18 protein-coding genes are annotated in these 18,624 nt (G+C 65.8%); 15 read left to right on the top strand and 3 right to left on the bottom strand.

Features of this window, described 5'->3' with window-relative positions; translation table 11 throughout:
* The first annotated feature begins 295 nt into the window (after positions 1–295).
* From ACEOAB_RS14870 to ACEOAB_RS14815, 12 genes are all read left to right on the top strand, one after another.
* On the top strand, positions 296–991 hold the full coding sequence (locus ACEOAB_RS14870; RefSeq protein ID WP_413748087.1) for an ABC transporter ATP-binding protein: 696 nt from the start codon (positions 296–298) through the stop codon (positions 989–991).
* 239 nt (positions 992–1,230) lie between these two features.
* Positions 1,231–3,336 (top strand): 3-hydroxyacyl-CoA dehydrogenase NAD-binding domain-containing protein, encoded by a 2,106-nt coding sequence (locus tag ACEOAB_RS14865; protein WP_413748086.1) that lies wholly within the window; start codon positions 1,231–1,233, stop codon positions 3,334–3,336.
* Positions 3,337–3,361: 25 nt separating this feature from the next.
* Positions 3,362–4,837, top strand: coding sequence for a M20 family peptidase (locus tag ACEOAB_RS14860; protein WP_056590500.1), 1,476 nt, complete (start codon positions 3,362–3,364; stop codon positions 4,835–4,837).
* A 46-nt stretch (positions 4,838–4,883) separates the two neighbouring features.
* Positions 4,884–6,059 (top strand): acetyl-CoA C-acyltransferase, encoded by a 1,176-nt coding sequence (locus ACEOAB_RS14855; protein ID WP_056590497.1) that lies wholly within the window; start codon positions 4,884–4,886, stop codon positions 6,057–6,059.
* A gap of 137 nt (positions 6,060–6,196) precedes the next feature.
* The gene (locus ACEOAB_RS14850) at positions 6,197–8,050 is read left to right on the top strand and encodes an acyl-CoA dehydrogenase (RefSeq protein WP_056590494.1); all 1,854 of its coding nucleotides are present in this window, start codon (positions 6,197–6,199) and stop codon (positions 8,048–8,050) included.
* Entirely contained in the window at positions 8,050–8,316 is a 267-nt protein-coding gene (locus ACEOAB_RS14845) for a hypothetical protein (RefSeq protein WP_056590491.1), read from the top strand. Before ACEOAB_RS14850 ends, ACEOAB_RS14845 begins: the two co-directional genes overlap by 1 nt.
* An 11-nt stretch (positions 8,317–8,327) precedes the next feature.
* Positions 8,328–8,630 carry a Dabb family protein gene (locus ACEOAB_RS14840; protein ID WP_056590488.1) on the top strand — a complete coding sequence of 101 codons (303 nt, stop codon included), beginning with the start codon at positions 8,328–8,330 and terminating at the stop codon, positions 8,628–8,630.
* A 141-nt stretch (positions 8,631–8,771) separates the two neighbouring features.
* Positions 8,772–9,569, top strand: coding sequence for an SDR family oxidoreductase (locus ACEOAB_RS14835; protein ID WP_056590485.1), 798 nt, complete (start codon positions 8,772–8,774; stop codon positions 9,567–9,569).
* 1 nt (position 9,570) lies between these two features.
* Complete coding sequence (locus ACEOAB_RS14830) at positions 9,571–10,038, top strand: PaaI family thioesterase (protein ID WP_007832732.1); 468 nt, start codon at positions 9,571–9,573, stop codon at positions 10,036–10,038.
* Positions 10,039–10,066: 28 nt separating this feature from the next.
* Positions 10,067–11,083, top strand: coding sequence for an NADP-dependent oxidoreductase (locus ACEOAB_RS14825; RefSeq protein WP_056590483.1), 1,017 nt, complete (start codon positions 10,067–10,069; stop codon positions 11,081–11,083).
* Positions 11,084–11,124: 41 nt separating this feature from the next.
* Positions 11,125–12,765, top strand: coding sequence for an isovaleryl-CoA dehydrogenase (locus ACEOAB_RS14820; protein WP_056590480.1), 1,641 nt, complete (start codon positions 11,125–11,127; stop codon positions 12,763–12,765).
* 30 nt (positions 12,766–12,795) lie between these two features.
* A complete protein-coding gene (locus ACEOAB_RS14815) occupies positions 12,796–13,734 on the top strand; it encodes a glutathione S-transferase family protein (protein ID WP_056590477.1) in 939 nt (312 codons plus the stop codon).
* Between the two features lie 30 nt (positions 13,735–13,764).
* Here ACEOAB_RS14815 and ACEOAB_RS14810 read toward each other — a convergent pair whose 3' ends face one another.
* Entirely contained in the window at positions 13,765–14,229 is a 465-nt protein-coding gene (locus ACEOAB_RS14810; protein WP_056590475.1) for a hypothetical protein, read from the bottom strand.
* A 315-nt stretch (positions 14,230–14,544) separates the two neighbouring features.
* Here ACEOAB_RS14810 and ACEOAB_RS14805 point away from each other — a divergent pair, with 315 nt between their 5' ends.
* The 3 genes from ACEOAB_RS14805 to ACEOAB_RS14795 all read left to right on the top strand — a co-directional run bounded on the left by ACEOAB_RS14805 (position 14,545) and on the right by ACEOAB_RS14795 (position 16,276).
* Positions 14,545–15,450 (top strand): SDR family oxidoreductase, encoded by a 906-nt coding sequence (locus tag ACEOAB_RS14805; protein ID WP_056590467.1) that lies wholly within the window; start codon positions 14,545–14,547, stop codon positions 15,448–15,450.
* Between the two features lie 289 nt (positions 15,451–15,739).
* Entirely contained in the window at positions 15,740–15,985 is a 246-nt protein-coding gene (locus ACEOAB_RS14800) for a hypothetical protein (RefSeq protein WP_007832741.1), read from the top strand.
* Positions 15,986–16,060: 75 nt separating this feature from the next.
* The gene (locus ACEOAB_RS14795; protein WP_082572017.1) at positions 16,061–16,276 is read left to right on the top strand and encodes a general secretion pathway protein GspL; all 216 of its coding nucleotides are present in this window, start codon (positions 16,061–16,063) and stop codon (positions 16,274–16,276) included.
* Positions 16,277–16,279: 3 nt separating this feature from the next.
* Here the strand turns inward: ACEOAB_RS14795 and ACEOAB_RS14790 are convergent, their stop codons facing one another.
* Positions 16,280–16,999: a hypothetical protein gene (locus ACEOAB_RS14790; RefSeq protein ID WP_056590460.1), complete on the bottom strand. Its 720-nt coding sequence runs from the start codon at positions 16,997–16,999 to the stop codon at positions 16,280–16,282.
* Positions 16,996–18,573 (bottom strand): serine hydrolase domain-containing protein, encoded by a 1,578-nt coding sequence (locus ACEOAB_RS14785; protein ID WP_056590457.1) that lies wholly within the window; start codon positions 18,571–18,573, stop codon positions 16,996–16,998. The genes ACEOAB_RS14790 and ACEOAB_RS14785 overlap by 4 nt, the downstream gene beginning before the upstream one ends.
* Between the last annotated feature and the right edge of the window lie 51 nt (positions 18,574–18,624).

Raw genomic sequence — 18,624 nt, 5'->3', positions numbered from 1 at the left:
GTTCGGAGGGCGATCACGCCGACGGGGTACCTTGCTCCGCGAATGTCCTCCGGCCTTCGGCCTCCCCCTTTATTTCGCTGCGCAAGGCACCCCATCGGCGTGATCGTTCAGCAGAGCGGTTGAACGGCCGGCACAAGCAGAGCGCCCATCGTGCACAGGGCGCCGGGTGCTCCCCGCAGCGAAATAAAGGAGGAGGCGAAGCCGGGGGACATTCGCGGAGGGGAGTACCCGGTGGCCTGTGCACGTGCCCCGAACAAGAACACCTCCGAAACACAACGCGCCGCGAGCCACTGACATGCTGAAGCTTCACGACATCCACGCCTACTACGGCAAGAGCCATGTGCTGCATGGCGTCTCCTTCGACGTGAAACCCGGCGAAATCGTTGCGCTTCTGGGCCGCAACGGCTCGGGCCGCTCGACCACCGCCAAGGCCATCATGGGCCTGGTGCATGCCGAAGGCGACCTGCACTGGAAGGGGCAGGACATCCTGCGCCGAAAGGCCTACGAGATCGCGCACTTCGGCATCGGCTACGTGCCCGAGAACCGCGACATCTTCCCCAAGCTCACGGTGCACCAGAACCTGCTGCTGGGGCAGAAGGGCTCGGGCAAGGGCAGCCGCTGGTCGTTCGACGACATGTACGGCATGTTCCCGCGCCTGAAGGAACGCCAGCACACCGAGGCCGGTGTGCTCTCCGGCGGCGAGCAGCAGATGCTCACGCTGTGCCGCACGCTGATGGGCGACCCCGACCTCATCATCATCGACGAGCCGACCGAGGGCCTGGCGCCCAAGATCGTCGAGCTGGTGGGGCAGTACCTGCGCACGCTGAAGGACAAGGGCATCTCGGTGCTGCTGATCGAGCAGAAGCTCACCATCGCGATGCAGATCTCCGACCGCGCGCTCGTCATGGGCCACGGCAGCATCGTGTTCGACGGCACGCCCGACAGCCTGCGCGCTGACGCGACAACTCGCAAAGAGTGGTTGGAGGTTTAGGCAAACCCCCAGGCTTCGCGCACTTCGCGTCGCTGCGCCAACCCCCTTGCAGGGGGCAACACCTGCGGCCCGGCAAAGCCGGTTCCGCGGTGTTTCCCGAAAGTCCTGCCCTCCTCATGGAAGGCCTTGTCTCTACAGCGACTGCGAGCCATTGTTAGGTCGCGCGAAACGCCTAGAATCCCCCGAAAAAGAACACTCGTGCTTTTTCTTCTTTTTCTTCTCACACCAAGGAACGCAGCATGACGGCTGAATACAAAGTGCTCGGCGATGTCGCCGTGATCACCATGACCAACCCTCCGGTCAACGGTCTCGGCTTCTCGACGCGCATCGGCATCACCGATGGCCTGTCGAAGGCCAACGCCGACGACGCCGTCAAGGCCATCGTCATCACCGGCGCCGGCAAGGCGTTCTCGGGCGGCGCGGACATCAAGGAATTCGGCACGCCCAAGGCGCTGCAGGAGCCCAACTTGCTGAGCGTGATCCTCGCGCTCGAAGCCTCGGCCAAGCCCATCGTCGCGGCCATCCATTCGGTGTGCATGGGCGGCGGCCTCGAGCTGGCCCTGGGTTGCCACTATCGTGTGGCCGCACCGGGCACCAGCATCGCGCTGCCCGAAGTCAAGCTCGGCCTGATCCCGGGCGCTGGCGGCACGCAGCGCCTGCCGCGCGTGTTGGGCGTGGAAACCGCACTGAACATGATCGTCGGCGGCGAACCCGTGAAGAGCGAACTGCTCGCGAGCCTGCCCGGCCAGAAGCTGTTCGACAAGCTGGCCGACTCGCCTGAGTCTGTGTTCGACGAAGCCGTGGCTTTCGCCAAGAGCGTGGCCGGCAAGACCGGCGACGCACTGCCGCTGGTGCGCAACCTGCCGTGCAAGCACCCGCAGGGCGACGCCTACTTCCAGTTCGCCAAGAACATGGTCGGCGGCATGTCGAAGAACTACCCCGCGCCGCTGCAATGCGTGGACGCCGTGCAGGCTGCCACCAAGATGAAGTTCGACGCCGGCATGGCCGAAGAACGTCGCATCTTCACCTCGCTGATGTTCACGCCCGAATCGCTGGCCCTGCGCCACCTGTTCATGGCCGAGCGCGCCGCGAGCAAGATCCCCGACGTGCCCGAAGACACGCCCAAGCGCGAGATCAAGGCCGTGGGCGTGATCGGCGCCGGCACCATGGGCGGCGGCATCTCGATGAACTTCCTGAACGCGGGCATCCCCGTGAAGATTCTCGAGATGAAGCAGGAGGCGCTCGACCGCGGCGTCGCCACCATCAAGAAGAACTACGAAGCCCAGGTCAAGAAAGGCAAGCTCAAGCAGGACAAGTACGAGCAGCGCATGGCGCTCCTGAGCACCACGCTGAGCTACGACGACCTGAAGGACGCCGACCTCATCATCGAGGCTGTGTTCGAAGAAATCGGCGTGAAGGAAAAGGTCTTCAAGGAACTGGACCGCGTCGCCAAGAAGGGTGCAATCCTGGCATCGAACACCTCCACGCTCGACGTCGACAAGATCGCATCGTTCACCGAGCGTCCGCAGGACGTGGTCGGCATGCACTTCTTCAGCCCGGCCAACGTGATGAAGCTGCTCGAAGTGGTGCGTGGCAAGGCCACCGCCAAGGACGTGCTCGCCACGGTCATGGCCATCGGCAAGAAGATCAAGAAGACCTCGGTGGTTTCGGGCGTGTGCGACGGCTTCATCGGCAACCGCATGATCGAGCAGTACAGCCGCCAGGCCGGCTTTCTGCTGGACGAAGGCGCCACGCCGCAGCAGGTCGACAAGGCCGTCGAGAAGTTCGGCTTTGCCATGGGTCCGTTCCGCATGGGCGACCTCGCAGGCAACGACATCGGCTGGGCGATCCGCAAGCGCCGTGCCGTCGAGCGCGCCGACATGAAGTACAGCCGCACGGCCGACAAGCTCTGCGAACTGGGCCGCTTCGGCCAGAAGACCGGGGCAGGGTGGTACGACTACCAGGCCGGCAAGCGCGACGCGATTCCGTCCGAGCTCGTCAACAAGATGATCGAGGACCACCGCAAGGAACTGGGCATCACGCCGCGCAAGATTTCCGATGAAGAGATCGTGCAGCGCCTGGTGTTCGCCCTGGTCAACGAAGGCGCGCACATCCTCGAAGACGGCATTGCCTCGAAGTCGGGCGACATCGACATGGTGTACCTCACGGGCTACGGCTTCCCGATCTGGCGCGGCGGCCCGATGCACTACGCATCGCAGGTCGGCCTCTACAACGTGGCCGAGACGATGAAGCGCTTCGCGAAGAACCCGCGCGACGACGGCGAGTTCTGGCAGCCCGCGCCGCTGATCCAGAAGCTCGTTGCCGAAGGCAAGCAGTTCAGCTGAAACTGAACAGGGGTCAAGACCGCTCATGTTGAAACGCATCTTCCTCGGGCTGCTGCTGGCAATCGTCCTGCTGGCAGCCGCCGTGGCGGTCAAGACCTGGACCACGCCATCGCAGCAGCTGGCGGTGGCGCCCGCGCCGAAGCTGAACATCGACCTGCAGGCGGCCGCCAAGCGGCTGTCCACGGCGATCACGTTCCGCACGGTGTCGAGCCTGGACGACCCGGCCGCCAACGCGGCCGAGTTCGACAAGCTGCACGCATTCCTCGAACAGCAGTTCCCCAAGGTGCATGCCACTCTCAAGAAGGAAGTGGTCGGCAACAAGGCGCTGCTCTACACCTGGGCCGGCACCGACCCGAGCGCCAGGCCCATCGCGCTGATGGCGCACCAGGACATGGTGCCCATCGCACCGGGCACCGAGAAGGCGTGGACGGTCGACCCGTTCGCCGGCGAGATCAAGGACGGCTTCGTCTGGGGCCGCGGCACGCTCGACGACAAGAGCAACCTGTTCGCGCAGATGGAAGCCGTCGAGCTGCTCATCGGTGCCGGCTTCAAGCCCAGGCAGACCGTCTACCTCGTGATGGGCGACGACGAAGAGGTGAGCGGACTGCGCGGCGCGCTGCCCATTGCCGAACTGCTCAAGTCGCGCAACGTGCGCCTGGACTGGGTGCTCGACGAAGGCCTGCTCGTGCTCGACGGCGTGCTGCCGGGCCTGAGCAAGCCCGCAGCGCTCATCGGCCTGGCGGAGAAGGGCTACGGCACATTCTTCCTGTCGCTTGACACCGCGCCCGGCCATTCGTCGATGCCGCCGCAGCACAGCGCGATCGGCAGCATGAGCGCGGCGCTCGCGCGGCTCGAGGCCAATCCGATGCCCGGCGGCATCCGCGGCGTGGCCGGCCAGATGTTCGGCGCGCTGGCGCCCGAAATGAGCGGCGTCAACCGCGTGATGCTGTCCAACCTGTGGCTCACCGAGCCGCTGGTGCGCGGCCAGCTCGAGAAGAGCCCGAGCAGCAACGCCATGCTGCGCACCACCACCGCGCTGACCATCGTTCGCGCCGGCAACAAGGACAACGTGCTGCCCGGCCGCGCCGAGGCCGCCGTCAACTTCCGCGTGCTGCCGGGCGACACCTTGGCCAGCACCGAGGCGCACCTGCGCAAGGCGCTGGGCAACGACGACATCAAGATCAAGGCCTACCCGGGCAACTCCGAGCCGTCGCCGGTGTCGCCGACCGACAGCACCGGCTACCGCGCGATCCAGCAGGCCGTGCGCCAGAGCTTTCCCGATGCGGTGGTGGCCCCCGGCCTCATGACCGCTGCCACCGACTCGCGCCACTTCAGTCTCGTGAGCGATGCCGTCTTCCGCTTTTCGCCGTTCCGCGTGAAGAGCGAAGACCTGGCCCGCTTCCACGGCAACAACGAACGCCTGGCCATCTCGAACTACGGCGAGATGATCGGCTTCTATCACCAGCTCCTGAGCAACACCAACGCTGCTCCGGCGCAATGACGACAGCTCTCTCTTTTTCCTTCCATCTGCTTCAAAGGACCTCACCATGACCAGCGCCGTCATCGTTTCCACCGCCCGCACGCCGCTCGCGAAGAGCTGGAAGGGTGCCTTCAACATGACGCACGGCGCCACGCTCGGCGGCCACGCGGTGCAGCACGCCGTGCAGCGCGCCGGCATCGACCCCGCCTCGGTCGATGACGTCATCATGGGCTGTGCCACGCCCGAAGGCGCGACCGGCTCCAACATCGCGCGCCAGATCGCGCTGCGCGCCGGCCTGCCGATCACCACCTCGGGCATGACCATCAACCGCTTCTGCTCCTCGGGCCTGCAGACCATCGCCACCGCCGCCCAGCGCATCATCGCGGGCGAGGGCGACGTGTACGTGGCCGGCGGCGTCGAGAGCATCTCGTGCGTGCAGAACGAAGCCAACAAGCACATGCTGGCCGACCCGTGGCTCGTGAAGCACAAGCCCGAGATCTACTGGAACATGCTGCAGACGGCCGAGCAGGTCGCCAAGCGCTACAACATCGGCCGCGACGCCATGGACGAATACGGCGCCGCCAGCCAGCAGAAGGCCACCGCCGCGCTGGAAGCCGGCCGCTTCAAGGACGAGATCGCCCCCATCACCGTGCTGGCTGGCGTGGCCGACCCCGTGATGGGCCTGCGCACCAAGGAAGTCACCGTCGAGAACGACGAAGGCATCCGCCCGGGCACCACCAAGGAAGGCATCAGCGGCATCCGCTCGGCCATGCCTGGCGGCCTGATCTCGGCCGGCAACGCCAGCCAGTTCTCGGACGGCGGCGGCGCCTGCGTGGTGGTCGACGAGAAGTACGCGCAGCAGAAGGGCCTGAAGCCGCTCGGCCGCTTCCTCGGCTTTGCCGTGGCTGGCTGCGAGCCCGACGAAATGGGCATCGGCCCCGTCTTCGCGATCCCGAAGGTGCTCAAGCGCCTGGGCCTCACGGTCAACGACATCGACCTGTGGGAGTTGAACGAAGCCTTCGCCGTGCAGGTGATCTATTGCCGCGACAAGCTCGGCATTCCGGCCGACCGCCTGAACGTTGACGGCGGCGCCATCGCCGTGGGCCACCCCTACGGCGTGAGCGGCCAGCGCCTGACGGGCCACGCGCTCATCGAAGGCAAGCGCCGTGGCGCGAAGAAGGTCGTGGTCACGATGTGCATTGGCGGCGGCATGGGTGCCGCGGGCGTGTTCGAAATCATTTGACTCTCCCCCAGGCTGCGGCGCACTGCGTGTCGCCTCCGCCCACCCCCTTCCGGGGGCAACACCAGCGGCCCGGCTGAGCCGGTTCCGCGGTGTTCCTGGCGCAGAACCCGCGCGTTCATTCACACCGAGATCCAGCCATGAGCCTTCGTCCCACCCTCGACTTCCTGCTCTACGACTGGCTCGACGCCGAGTCGCTCAACCAGCGTGAACGCTTCGCCGACCACTCGCGCGAAACCTTCGACGCGGTGCTCGACACCTGCGAGCGCATCGCGCGCGAGAAGTACGCGCCGTTCAACCGGACGGTGGACACGCAGGAGCCGCATTTCGACGGCGAGAAGGTCATCCTGCCGCAGGCCACGCACGACGCGCACAAGGCCTTCGTCGAATCGGGAATGATGAGCGCGGCGCAGGACTACGACATCGGCGGCATGCAGCTGCCCTACACGATGCAGGCGGCGGCCAACAGCTTCTTCGCGATGGCCTCGGTGAGCATCGGCTCCAACATGCTCACGAGCGGCAACGCCAACCTGCTGATGGTGCACGGCACCGAGATGCAGAAAGAGGTGTTCGCGAAGAATGAATTTTCCGGACGCTGGGCCGGCACCATGTGCCTGTCGGAACCGCAGGCAGGTTCGTCGCTGAGCGACGTGGCCACGCGCGCCGTGCCCGACGGCGACGACTTTCAACAAGATCCGCTGGGCCCGCGCTACCGCCTCACGGGCAACAAGATGTGGATCTCGGCGGGCGACCACGAGCTGACCGAGAACATCGTGCACATCGTGCTGGCCAAGATCCCGGACGAGAACGGCAAGCTGGTGCCCGGCACGCGCGGTATCTCGCTGTTCATCGTGCCCAAGCGCATGGTGGACACGCAGGGCGAACTCACGGGCGAGCGCAACGACGTGGCGCTCGCGGGCCTCAACCACAAGCTGGGCTGGCGCGGCACCACCAACACGCTGCTGAACTTCGGCGAGGGCAAGTACCCGGTCGGCGGCAAGGCCGGCGCGGTGGGCTACCTCGTCGGCGAACCCGGCAAGGGCCTGCACTGCATGTTCCACATGATGAACGAGGCGCGCATCGGCGTCGGCACGGCGGCCACCATGCTGGGCATGGCGGGCTACCACGCCTCGCTCGAATACGCCAGGAGCCGGCCGCAGGGCCGCCTGGTGAAGAAGCCGGACGCCGCCGGCGCCGCGGTTGCGAAAGACTCGGCCGCGCCGCAGGTGCGCATCATCGAGCACGCCGACGTGCGCCGCATGCTGCTCGCACAGAAGGCGTACTGCGAAGGCGCGCTGGCGCTGGAGCTGTACTGCGCCCGGCTGGTCGACGAGCAGAAGACCGGCGATGCACAGGCTGCCGACGACGCCCGCCTGCTGCTCGAAGTGCTCACGCCCATCGCCAAGAGCTGGCCCAGCGAGTGGTGCCTGGAGGCCAATTCGCTGGCCATCCAGGTGCACGGCGGCTACGGCTATACGCGCGACTTTCCGGTGGAGCAGTACTGGCGCGACAACCGCCTGAACATGATCCACGAGGGCACCCACGGCATCCAGGCCGCCGACCTGCTGGGCCGCAAGGTGCTGATGGAGAAGGGCCGCGGCCTGCAGCTGCTGGCCGGGCGCATGGCAGACACCATCGTCCGAGCGGCCAAGGTGCCGGCGCTGGCGGCGCACGCCGAGGCGCTGGGCGCCGCGCTGCAGCGCATCGGCAGCGCCACCGAGGCCGCCTGGTCCACCGGCGACCCGGCCGATGCGCTGGCCAATGCGGTGCCGTACATGCAGGCTTTCGGCCACACGGTACTGGCCTGGATCTGGCTCGACGTGGCCCTGAAGGCCCTGCAGATCGACGCGGAAAAGGCGAGGGCGGTAACAGCTGGCAAGATCGGCGCCACGGACTACTTCTTCCACTACGAGCTGCCGAAAATCGGCGCATGGCTCAACGTGGTCGAAACCCGCGACCCGACCTGTACCGCTTTGCCCGAGGACGCCTTTTGATGGCCACTACCAATTCGCCGAACGCCAACCCCAGCAACAACACCCCTTCCGTCAAGCCTCCCAAGCCGCACGCGCGGCTCGAGAAGTGGATCTGGATCCTGATCTACGGCGGCCTGTTCGTCGTGATCGTGGGCATCGCCACCGGCCGCACCGACGCCGCGCTGGGCTGGTCCATCGCCGTGCCTGGCGGCGTCGTGGCGCTGATCGGCTTTGCGCTGATCTACGTGCGCTCGCGCCTGCCCAACGACAACCCCACCAGCAAGTAACGAGGCCCACCATGCTCAAGCACATCGTGATGTGGAAGTTCAAGGAACACGCCGAAGGCACCGACAAGGCGACCAACCTGTTGAAAGCCAAGGCCTTGCTCGACGCCTGCGCCAAGCTGTCGCCCGGCACGCTGCGCTTCGAGGTGGCCATTGCCCAACCCGGGCTCGAAGCCACCTACGACCTGATCCTGTACTCGGAATTCACCGACGCTGCCGCGCTTGCGGCCTATGCGGATCACCCGCAGCACGTGGCGTTGAAGCCCTTCATCGGCGCAGTGCGCGAAGCCCGCCAATGCATGGACTACATGGTTTGACTCACCCCCAGGCTGCGCGCACTTCGTGTCGCTTCGCCAACCCCCTTGCAGGGGAAAACGCCTGCGGCCCGGCAAAGCCGGTTCCGCGGCATTTCCCGGACTGACAAAGACAAATCCAACGCCTAACGGAGACACCGCACCATGACCGCACGCACCACCCAGCAACTCTTCGACCTCACCGGCAAGACCGCCCTCATCACCGGTGGCTCGCGCGGCCTGGGCCTGCAGATGGCACACGCATTGGGCGAAGCCGGCGCGAAGATCATGCTGAGTTCGCGCAAGGCCGACGACCTGGAGCAGGCCGCCGCCGAACTGCAGGCCGCGGGCATCGACGCGCGCTGGATCGCCGCCGACTGCTCGAAGGAAGAAGACACCCGCCGCCTGGCCGACGAGACGCTGCAGCGCATGGGCGCGGTCGACATCCTCATCAACAACGCGGGCGCCAGCTGGGGCGCGCCGGCCGAGAGCCACCCGGTCGAGGCCTGGGACAAGGTGATGAATCTCAACGTGCGCGGCTACTTCATCCTGTCGCAGCAGATCGCCAACGGCTACATGATCCCGAAGAAGACCGGCCGCATCATCAACATCGCCTCGATCGCCGGGCTGAACGGCAACCCGCCCGAGATGCAGACGCTGGCCTACAACACCTCGAAGACCGCGGTGATCGGCTTCACGCGCACGCTGGCTGCCGAATGGGGCAGGTACAACATCACCGTGAACGCGATCTGCCCGGGCTTCTTCATGACGAAGATGGCGGCCGGCCTCATCAAGTCGCTGGGCGAAGAGAAGATGGCCGCGCAGGCGCCGCTCGGCCGCCTGGGCGACGACGAAGACCTGAAGGGCCTGACGCTGCTTTACGCGAGCGATGCCGGCAAGCACATCACCGGCCAATGGCTGGCTGTCGACGGCGGCGTGAGCGTCGTGCTGGGTGCTGCCTGACATGTCTTCTTCTTCCGATTCCAGCGACATCAACATCCGCTCGTACACGAGCCAGATTCCGTTCGCGCGCCACCTGGGCTTTTCTCTGACGAAGTTCGAGGGCGGCGAGTCCGAGATCTGCTACACCGCCAAGCCCGAGCACCTGAACACTTTCGACGTGACGCACGGCGGCGCCTGCATGACGCTGCTCGACATCACCATGGCGGCCGCAGCGCGCAGCGTGGCGCCCGAGACCGGCGTGGTCACCATCGAGATGAAGACCAGCTTCATGCAGCCTTCAGTGGGCCCGCTGCACGCGCGCGGCACGCTCATTCACCGGACGGCGACGCTGGCTTTCACCGAGGCCAAAATCTACGACGAACAGGAGCGCGTTTGCGCCCACGCCACCGGCACCTTCAAGTACGTGAAGCGCCGGCTGCCTACCGGCCCCTCGAGCGTCAACGAGATGCGACCGCCATCGACCGACTGACACGACCACATTCCCGGAGACTTTTTTCATGCCTACCAACAAGCAGATCCATCTCGACAACCGCCCTGACGGCGAAGCCGTGGCGGGCAACTTCAAGCTCGTGACCGCCGAGACCCCCGCGCTCGCGGACAACCAGGTGCTCGTGCGCCACCACTACATGAGCCTCGACCCGTACATGCGCGGGCGCATGAACGACTCGAAGAGCTACGCGCAGCCGCAACCGCTGGGCCAGACCATGCAGGGCGGCACCGTCGGCGAAGTGGTCGAAAGCAAGCACCCCCGGTATGCCGTGGGCGACAAGGTGGTCGGCTTCGGCGGCTGGCAGGAATACAGCGTGGTCGACGCCTCGCAGCCCGGCGCGCTGAAGAAGGTCGACACCACGCATGTGCCGCTGTCGCACTACCTCGGCGCGGTCGGCATGCCCGGCGTTACCGCCTGGTACGGACTGGTGAAGATCATTGCGCCCAAGGCCGGTGAAACGGTGGTCATCACCGCCGCCAGCGGCGCGGTCGGCAGCGCCTTCGGTGCGCTGGCCAAGGCGCGCGGCTGCCGCGTGGTCGGCATTGCCGGCGGCCCCGACAAGTGCAAGTACGTGACCGACGAGCTTGGTTTCGACGCCTGCATCGACTACCGCGTGCACCCCGACGTGAAGACCATGAGCGCCGCGCTCAAGGAAGCTTGCCCGAACGGTATCGACGGCTACTTCGAGAACGTCGGCGGCTACATCTTCGACGCCGTGCTGCTGCGCGCCAACGCCTTCGCCCGCGTGGCGTTGTGCGGAATGATCGCTGGCTACGATGGCCAGCCGTTGCCGCTGGCAAACCCCGCGCTGATCCTCATCAACCGCATGAAGATCGAAGGCTTCATCGTCAGCGAGCACATGGAAGTGTGGCCCGAGGCGCTGACGGAGCTGGGCACACTGGTTGGCACCGGCAAGCTCAAGCCACGCGAGTCGATCGCGCAGGGCATCGAAGCTGCGCCTGAAGCCTTCCTGGGCCTGCTCAAGGGCCGGAACTTCGGCAAGCAACTGGTCAAGCTGATCTGATTGCCCCCGATGAACTGAACGCGCGGCAAAGGAGGCCGGTCATGGCAACAACGCACGAGGTGTTCAACCAGCCCACGCCGCTGGTGGACTACAACCTCTTCGACACCAACCGGCCCCTGCGCGATGCGCTGAAGTTCAACGCGCCCGCGCTGCAGACCACGCAGCTGCACGAACTGGGCGCCACTCTCGGCACAGCCGGCATGCAGGCGCATGCACGGCTCGCCAACATCCACGCGCCCGAGCTGCACACGCACGACCGCTTCGGGCGGCGCATCGACGAGGTGGAGTTCCATCCGAGCTACCACGCGTTGATGACCGCCGCGGTGGGCGCGGGCCTGCACGGTACGCCGTGGACCGGCACCTCGGCCTCGCCGCACGTGCTGCGCGCGGCGGGCTTCATGCTCTTCACCGAGCTGGAGCCTTCGATTCTTTGCCCCGTCTCCATGACCTATGCGGCCACGCCCGCGCTGCGCAGCAATGCAGGGGTGTACGCCGACTGGGGACCGAAGCTCGGCAGCCTCTGGTACGACCCGGCGCTGAAGCTTTTCAAGGACAAGCCCGGCGTGACCATGGGCATGGGCATGACCGAGAAGCAGGGCGGCTCCGACGTGCGGGCCAACACCACCCGGGCCGTGCGCGACGGCAGCGACGCATGGGGCGAGCGCTATGCGATCACCGGACACAAGTGGTTCTTCTCGGCGCCGATGTGCGATGCCTTCCTGGTACTGGCGCAGGCGCCGGCCGGGCTCAGCTGCTTCTTCCTGCCGCGCGTGCTGCCCGACGGCACGCGCAACGGCATCCAGATCCAGCGCCTGAAGGACAAGCTCGGCAACAAGGCCAATGCGAGTTCCGAAGTCGAGTTCCAGGGCGCAAGCGCATGGCTCGTGGGCGAGGAGGGCCGCGGCATTCCGCAGATCCTCGAGATGGGCACGATGACGCGGCTCGACTGCGCGCTGGGCACCAGCGGCCTCATGCGCCAGTCGCTGGGCATCGCGCTCAACCACGCGGCGCAGCGCGACGCCTTCGGCAAGCCGCTGATCGAGCAACCCTTGATGAAGAACGTGCTGGCCGACCTCGCGCTCGAAAGCGAAGCCGCCACCGCGCTCGCCATCCGCCTTGCCAGGGCCTTCGACCAACAGACCGACGAGCATGAGCGCCTGATGGCCCGCCTGCTCACGCCTGTCGCCAAGTTCTGGATCTGCAAGCGCGGCAGCCATTTCGCGCAGGAAGCCATGGAGTGCCTCGGCGGCAACGGCTATGTGGAAGAGGGCGGCGAAGGCATCATGGCCCGCATCTACCGCGAGATGCCGCTCAACTCCATCTGGGAAGGCGCTGGCAACATCATGGCGCTCGACCTGCTGCGCGGCCTGCGCAAGGGCGATGCAGTGGCCGCGCTGGCGAAGGAGCTGGCACCCGCGCGCGGCCAGCACGCCGCGCTCGACCGGCTCGCCGACGCACTGCCGGCGCGCATCGAAGCGATGGCCTCCGAAGCCGAGGCCCGACGCCTCGCGCAGGACGTGGCGCTGGCCGTGCAGGGCGCGCTGCTCGCGCAGACCGCGCCCCCCGCCGTCGTCGGCGCCTTCTGTGCTTCGCGCCTTGGCGGCGACTGGGGCAATGTCTTCGGCACGCTGGCCGCGGGCACCGATTTCGATTCGATCATCCAGCGCGCGCAACCTCGCTGAACACACAACGACAGTCCCACAGGAAACACCATGGCCGACCTGATCCTCCACCACTACCTGACCTCGCCGTTCTCGGAGAAGGTGCGCCTGATCCTCGGCGCCAAGAAGCTGCCGTGGAAATCGGTCTTCATCCCGCCGATCATGCCCAAGCCCGACGTGGAGGTGCTCACCGGTGGCTACCGCAAGACGCCGTTCCTGCAGATCGGCGCCGACATGTACTGCGACAGCGCGCTCATCGCCGACGTGCTGGAACATCTGCAACCCGAACCCACGCTGTACCCGGAGCCTGAGAAAGGCATGTCGCGCATCCTCGCGCAGTGGGCCGACACCACGCTGTTCTGGTCCGCCATGGCCTGGAGCCTGCAGCCCAAGGGCGCGGCCGAGGTGTTCGCCAAGGCGCCGCCCGAAGCCGCGAAGGCCTTCGGCGAAGACCGCGGCAAGATGAGCGCGGGCAACATGACCCGCCTGCGCCCGGCCGATGCCGCCAGCGCCTACAAGTCGTACCTGCGCCGCCTGTCGGACATGCTCGACGAGAAGCCCTACCTGCTGGGCGAGGTGCCCACCATCGCCGACTTCTCGGCCTATCACCCGCTCTGGTACACGCGCCGCATCGAGTCGGTGCGCACCATCCTCGACCTGACGCCGGCGGTGATCGACTGGATGGACCGCATGGCCGCCATCGGCCATGGTGTGCCCGAGAAGTTCACGAGCGACGAGGCCATTGCAGTCGCCAAGGCTGCGACGCCGCACACGCTGCTGACCGACAGCACTTTCCAGGACGACCACGGCATTCCGCTCGGCAGCGACGTCACCGTCCGCGCCGAGAGCTTCGGGTTGGAAGAAACGCCGGGCACGTTGGTCGCGGCCACGCGCACGCACTACACGCTGGAGCGCAGCCACGAGCGAGTGGGCACGGTGCACGTGCACTTTCCGCGCATCGGGTATGTGCTGAAGAAGGCTGATGCCTAGAGGCGTTCGCCGTGGCTGGCGACGCTCTGCCTAACGCTTGAATCCCGGGATCGGGACTGGAGAGCAGTCGGGCAGCTTCAGCGCCTCGTAGTCGGGGTGAAACTGGACTACGACAAAGTCGTTGCCTGCTTCCCTCGACATCCTGTTGTCTTCATAAATATTCGAAGTGGTTTCCAGCTTGATCTCGTTCGGCTGGAACTGCCTGTATGCCTGGGTCACCTTTCGGGCTCGCTGTTCTGCCAGTCGGGCCGCTTCATCGGGCGTCCTGCCCGGAGTCTTGACGGTGGCCCCTCCATCGATCGAAACCTCGAGGTATTTGGTGAAGGTCGAGTTCGCTCGGTCAACGAAATTCGCCAGCTTCGCGATCTGAGCCGGCTCAAGGTCGGCGGAGCCCTCGGCGAAAGTAAGCCTTGTCACCACGACAGGTTTGCAGGCCATGGCGCTCGAGCTCGCCAGCACGGCGGCGACGAGCAAAGGCCTGAAGATGTATTTCATATGGATGCCTTCGCCACAACACCAAGAATGTAGCCGGCGATGCTGTCGGCGTTGACGCGGGACCTCGGGTCTTCAGCGTGATCCCTTGCGTTTTTCGTGCCGTACCAGGTATCGAATGAGCTGAAGGTGTCGTCGAAGTGCGTGACTTCGTGAATCAACGTCAGGAGCTTCGAGTCCCCGTCACGGATGCTGGGAGCGGGGTCCCGGCTTGGATCCGCCACAAACCGCTCGCGGCGCGCGTCACACGAACGACAGCCAACCACTGGGCAAAGCGTTCCAATAGCCGATGCAGAGTCAACCAAAGGAAAGCACCCAATGATTCAGGACTTCAAGGGCAAGACCGCCGTTCTCACCGGCGCGGGCTCGGGCTTCGGCCTGGAGTGCGCGCGCATCGGCGCCGCCCGCGGCATGAACCTCGTGCTGGTCGACGTGCAGCAGGATGCGCTCGACAAGGCCCAGGCAGAAATGGAAGCCGCTGGCGCTCAGGTGCTGGCGCGCAAGGTCGACGTGTCGAACGCGGCACAGATGGAAGCGCTGGCCGCGGCCGTGAAGGAGCGCTTCGGCGCGCCGCACTTCGTGTTCAACAACGCGGGCGTGGGCGCTGGCGGCCTGGTGTGGGAGAACACCGTGGCCGACTGGGAATGGGTGCTGGGCGTGGACCTGTGGGGCGTGATCCACGGCGTGCGCCTGTTCACGCCGATGATGCTCGAAGCGGCAGCCAAGGACCCGGGCTATCGCGGCCACATCACCAACACCGCGAGCATGGCCGGCCTGCTGACGCCACCCAACATGGGCATCTACAACGCGGCCAAGGCCGCAGTCGTGAGCCTTACGGAGACGATGTACCAGGACCTGAACCTCGTCACCGACCAGATCGGCGCGAGCCTGCTGTGCCCGTACTTCGTGCCCACGGGCATCACCAGCAGCGAGCGCAACCGGCCCAATGCACCGAAGGACAGCGAGCTCACCAAGAGCCAGCTCATCGGCCAGGCCATGAGCAACAAGGCGGTGAGCAGCGGCAAGATCACGGCGGCCGAAGTGGCGGCCAAGGTGTTCGACGCCATCAGCGCCAACCAGTTCTACGTGTTCAGCCATCCGAAGGCGCTGGGCAACGTGAAGAGCCGCATGGAGAACATCGTCTCCATCACGAATCCGGCCGACCCATTCCTGGAACGCCCGGAGATCGGGCAGAAGCTGCGCGAGCAGCTTCGCTCGGCCTGACCTCGAGCTTCTTTTTCAAGAAGCCTGCAACTCGCCGCGCTTCGACGCGGACGAGCCGGGTTTTGACATATGTCAAATATTGCTCAGGCACTCGAGCTTTCTGCCTGCACCGGCTCTTCATGCGCGATGTTTGCGAACTACTCCCTTAGCCAGGGCGCATATTTTTCATAACCTCTCCCTGTAACTTTCTTGGTGAAGTTCAGGGGCAGTTGCAAGCGGATCCGAAGGGGCTTGACCCAAGGTCAACCTGAGCCGATCCGCCGCGACATCTTGCAAGAGGAGGCAATTCATGCGCACCCCGTTCCTGTCCGACATCAGCCCGGACGAACCTTTGGCGACCCAGCTCAGGCCGGCATACATGGCCTGGTTGTCGGTGCTCCTGTGCATCCTGGCGGCCGTTGCCTTCGTGGTCGGGGCCATTCGGGTTCCCAACATCGTTGCGGCATCGATGCTCATGACCGCGGCCATCGTGTCGCTGGGAGCCGGCCTGATTCTTGGGTTGAGCATGTGGGTCTTTCCAGACCTCCCGCGCTAAATGGCTTTGCAAGAACCTACAGCACCCGCGGCGAGCAAGTCCGCAGCGTCGATCCTTCGCATTCAGGACTGGCGCATGACGCTGGTGGCCGCCCTGATCGGACTGCTGATCGTGATGGCCATGCTCATGAAATGGGTCGTCGAATTCCAGGTCGAGGCCGCGCGGGAGCGGCGCTTGAGCGAATCCGTTGCCCGCGAGGCGGCAGCGCGCTGTCACGAAAAGGCACCGCCCCAGGCGGTCAGCGCGTGCCTGAAGGAACTGGCGGCCGGGGCTGTTCCAGTCAACCGCTGACGGTCATTCGCCACTGCGCCACTGACCGGTACTAGGGCACACGGCGGCCTGCTCGCCGTTCAGCCGGACCTGCTCTTCCTCCAGTTGTGACGAGGTCGAGGGGTCGACGTCGAAAGTGATCTGAAGAGCGCGCGCGACATGGGTGTCTTCGATCGGAAGCTCCCAGGTCAGGAACATTTGCGTGCAATCCTGGCCCGGCGCGAAGTCGGCCACATCGAAGCCGCTGCTGCCGCGTCGAATGACGGCATGAGGCTGGCCGGTATCGAATATCACGGCAGTACCCCGGACAAGGGGGATTCGATGACCTGCAAAGGGGAAGTGCAAGTCCAGCCCCTTCTCCTCGCTCACGAAGAGATTGCAGAAGGCCGCGCCGCCGTATTGCGCACCGTCATGGTGGTACCTCGCGCCGCGGCAAGCCATGAGGGCGACGTCGCTGGAGGCAAGCACCTCGGGCAGCCCGAGCGTGCGCGTCCAGTCGGATACGGCCTGCACGCAGAGCCGGTAGTCCGGCCAGCGTGCACGCGCGCGGACCAAGGGCAGCGGCTCGACGTCGCCGGGTTCCAGCAACAGGTGCGAAGAAATCTCTCTCTCCCAATCCGCAAGCAGGCGTGCAGGTGGCGCGGGCACGTCGAGCGTGTTCGTCAGCACGAGATCGCTCACGCTTCGGCTGCGGATGGCGTCACCGCTCCAGAAGTGGGAAACGAGGAGGTCTCTGTTGCTCACGACGAACTGGGCACGGCTTGCATCAAGAGCGACAGCGCCTTTCGCAGGCTCGTGGCCGATGCCCGCTCTCCCTTGTCATGGCCCAGACGCACCACCACCAGGTCGTGCGAAGGAACGATCAGCACCGTCTGCCCACCCGCGCCCAGCATGTAGTACGCCGTGGTCGGCACCGGCCACGTGCTCGTGCCGTTCAACCAGAAGAACCCGCCGTAGATCGGGCGCTTGTCGGCCGCCCAGGCCGGTGCAAGGGTGCTCACGAACTTGACGAAACCTTCGGGCAGGATGCGCTCGCCATTCCAGACGCCGTCCTGCAGATACAGGTTGGCCAGGCGCGCCCAATCGCGTGCCGACATGAAGTCATAGCCCTGCGCGAGGAAGTTGCCATACGGATCGGTCTCCAGGGTCATCGTACGGATGCCGATCTTGTCGAACAGGTTTCTCTGCGGGAACGACAGGTACTCCTCGCCGCGCTTCTCGACAGCAAGGCGGATCAGGTAGTTCGCCAGCACCGGGTCGGTATTGCGATAGCGCCCGACGGTGTTGGGCGGCCACTGCTGCGGGCGGGTGGCCGCGTAGTTGAACGAGTTGATGCGGCCGGTGTAGAGGTAGGTGTGGTCGGGGTAGGTGCCGTTGGGGTCGAAGTCCGGGTCATCGGGTGCCTTGATGCGCAGCCCGCTCGACATGTGCAGGATGTCCGCGATCCGGATCTCCTGGCGCTTGTCGCCGGCGGCCTGCCACTCGGGAATCGGCGCGCGCTGGTCGAGCCGGTATTCGCCCTGCTTCATCAGCACGCCCAGCATCGTCGCGGTCACGCTCTTGCCCATCGACCACGATTCGAGCGGCGTGGTCGCCGTGATGCCGCTCCTGTAGCGCTCGCCGACGATGCGTCCCTTGTGCGTGACGACGAAGGCTGCGGTGTAGGCCTCCGGCAGCTCGAAGGCCGCGTCGACTGCCTGGCCCACCTTTGCCGTGTCGATGCCGGGCGCGGGACCGGCGGGCGTCACGTCGCCCATGGGCCACGGCTGGGTCGAGGGATCGGGCAGGGCGCTCTTGACGGCCACCGGCGTGAAGAACACGCCGTCGTTGCCGGCTGGCAGCGTGATGCAGCCCTGCGAACCGTAGTAGCGCGCCACCAGCGTCGGCCCATTGGGCATGGCGATGCGGACTTCCTTCTTGTCGCGGTCGACCACCGGCGTGCCGACCTTCTTGCGCTGGTCGTAGGGCCCTGTGAAGTAGCCCACGCTCTCGACGGCGAATCCGGGATCGAGTCCGGTGATGAATGCGGCGGAGCACATCGTCTTGGCGTAGCCCGAGGTGTTGTGCTCCAGCGGATCACCGGGTGGCGGCACGTAGGGCGTGTCGAGTTCGAAGGTTCTCGCGCGAGCGATGAGGGCCTCGCGTGCAGGTAGCTCGGGGGCGCCGGTGACCGGTGTCGTTCCTCCAGAACCCGTACCCAGCCCTATGCCGATGCCTGCGCCTCCGCCACCCCCGCCGCCTCCTCCACATGAAGCCAAAGCCATTACAAGAAGCGCGCCTGTTGCGATGGCAAGAGGGATGCGGGCAAACCTCGTCATGACTTCTCCTCACTTTGTTGTTGGAACGCGAGTCTCCACGAGAACTGCGAC

The sequence above is a fragment of the Variovorax sp. Varisp53 genome (genome assembly GCF_059491555.1).
Note: the sequence above shows the minus strand (reverse complement) of the source record. Positions and strands in the feature narration are given on the sequence as shown.

Coding starts and splice junctions, on each gene's coding strand:
- ACEOAB_RS14815 (WP_056590477.1), top strand. CDS start 12,796: ATGGCCGACCTGATCCTCCACCACTACCTGACCTCGCCGTTCTCGGAG.
- ACEOAB_RS14795 (WP_082572017.1), top strand. CDS start 16,061: ATGACGCTGGTGGCCGCCCTGATCGGACTGCTGATCGTGATGGCCATG.
- ACEOAB_RS14845 (WP_056590491.1), top strand. CDS start 8,050: ATGGCCACTACCAATTCGCCGAACGCCAACCCCAGCAACAACACCCCT.
- ACEOAB_RS14855 (WP_056590497.1), top strand. CDS start 4,884: ATGACCAGCGCCGTCATCGTTTCCACCGCCCGCACGCCGCTCGCGAAG.
- ACEOAB_RS14850 (WP_056590494.1), top strand. CDS start 6,197: ATGAGCCTTCGTCCCACCCTCGACTTCCTGCTCTACGACTGGCTCGAC.
- ACEOAB_RS14840 (WP_056590488.1), top strand. CDS start 8,328: ATGCTCAAGCACATCGTGATGTGGAAGTTCAAGGAACACGCCGAAGGC.
- ACEOAB_RS14800 (WP_007832741.1), top strand. CDS start 15,740: ATGCGCACCCCGTTCCTGTCCGACATCAGCCCGGACGAACCTTTGGCG.
- ACEOAB_RS14835 (WP_056590485.1), top strand. CDS start 8,772: ATGACCGCACGCACCACCCAGCAACTCTTCGACCTCACCGGCAAGACC.
- ACEOAB_RS14825 (WP_056590483.1), top strand. CDS start 10,067: ATGCCTACCAACAAGCAGATCCATCTCGACAACCGCCCTGACGGCGAA.
- ACEOAB_RS14810 (WP_056590475.1), bottom strand. CDS start 14,229: ATGAAATACATCTTCAGGCCTTTGCTCGTCGCCGCCGTGCTGGCGAGC.
- ACEOAB_RS14870 (WP_413748087.1), top strand. CDS start 296: ATGCTGAAGCTTCACGACATCCACGCCTACTACGGCAAGAGCCATGTG.
- ACEOAB_RS14865 (WP_413748086.1), top strand. CDS start 1,231: ATGACGGCTGAATACAAAGTGCTCGGCGATGTCGCCGTGATCACCATG.
- ACEOAB_RS14820 (WP_056590480.1), top strand. CDS start 11,125: ATGGCAACAACGCACGAGGTGTTCAACCAGCCCACGCCGCTGGTGGAC.
- ACEOAB_RS14830 (WP_007832732.1), top strand. CDS start 9,571: ATGTCTTCTTCTTCCGATTCCAGCGACATCAACATCCGCTCGTACACG.
- ACEOAB_RS14860 (WP_056590500.1), top strand. CDS start 3,362: ATGTTGAAACGCATCTTCCTCGGGCTGCTGCTGGCAATCGTCCTGCTG.
- ACEOAB_RS14805 (WP_056590467.1), top strand. CDS start 14,545: ATGATTCAGGACTTCAAGGGCAAGACCGCCGTTCTCACCGGCGCGGGC.
- ACEOAB_RS14785 (WP_056590457.1), bottom strand. CDS start 18,573: ATGACGAGGTTTGCCCGCATCCCTCTTGCCATCGCAACAGGCGCGCTT.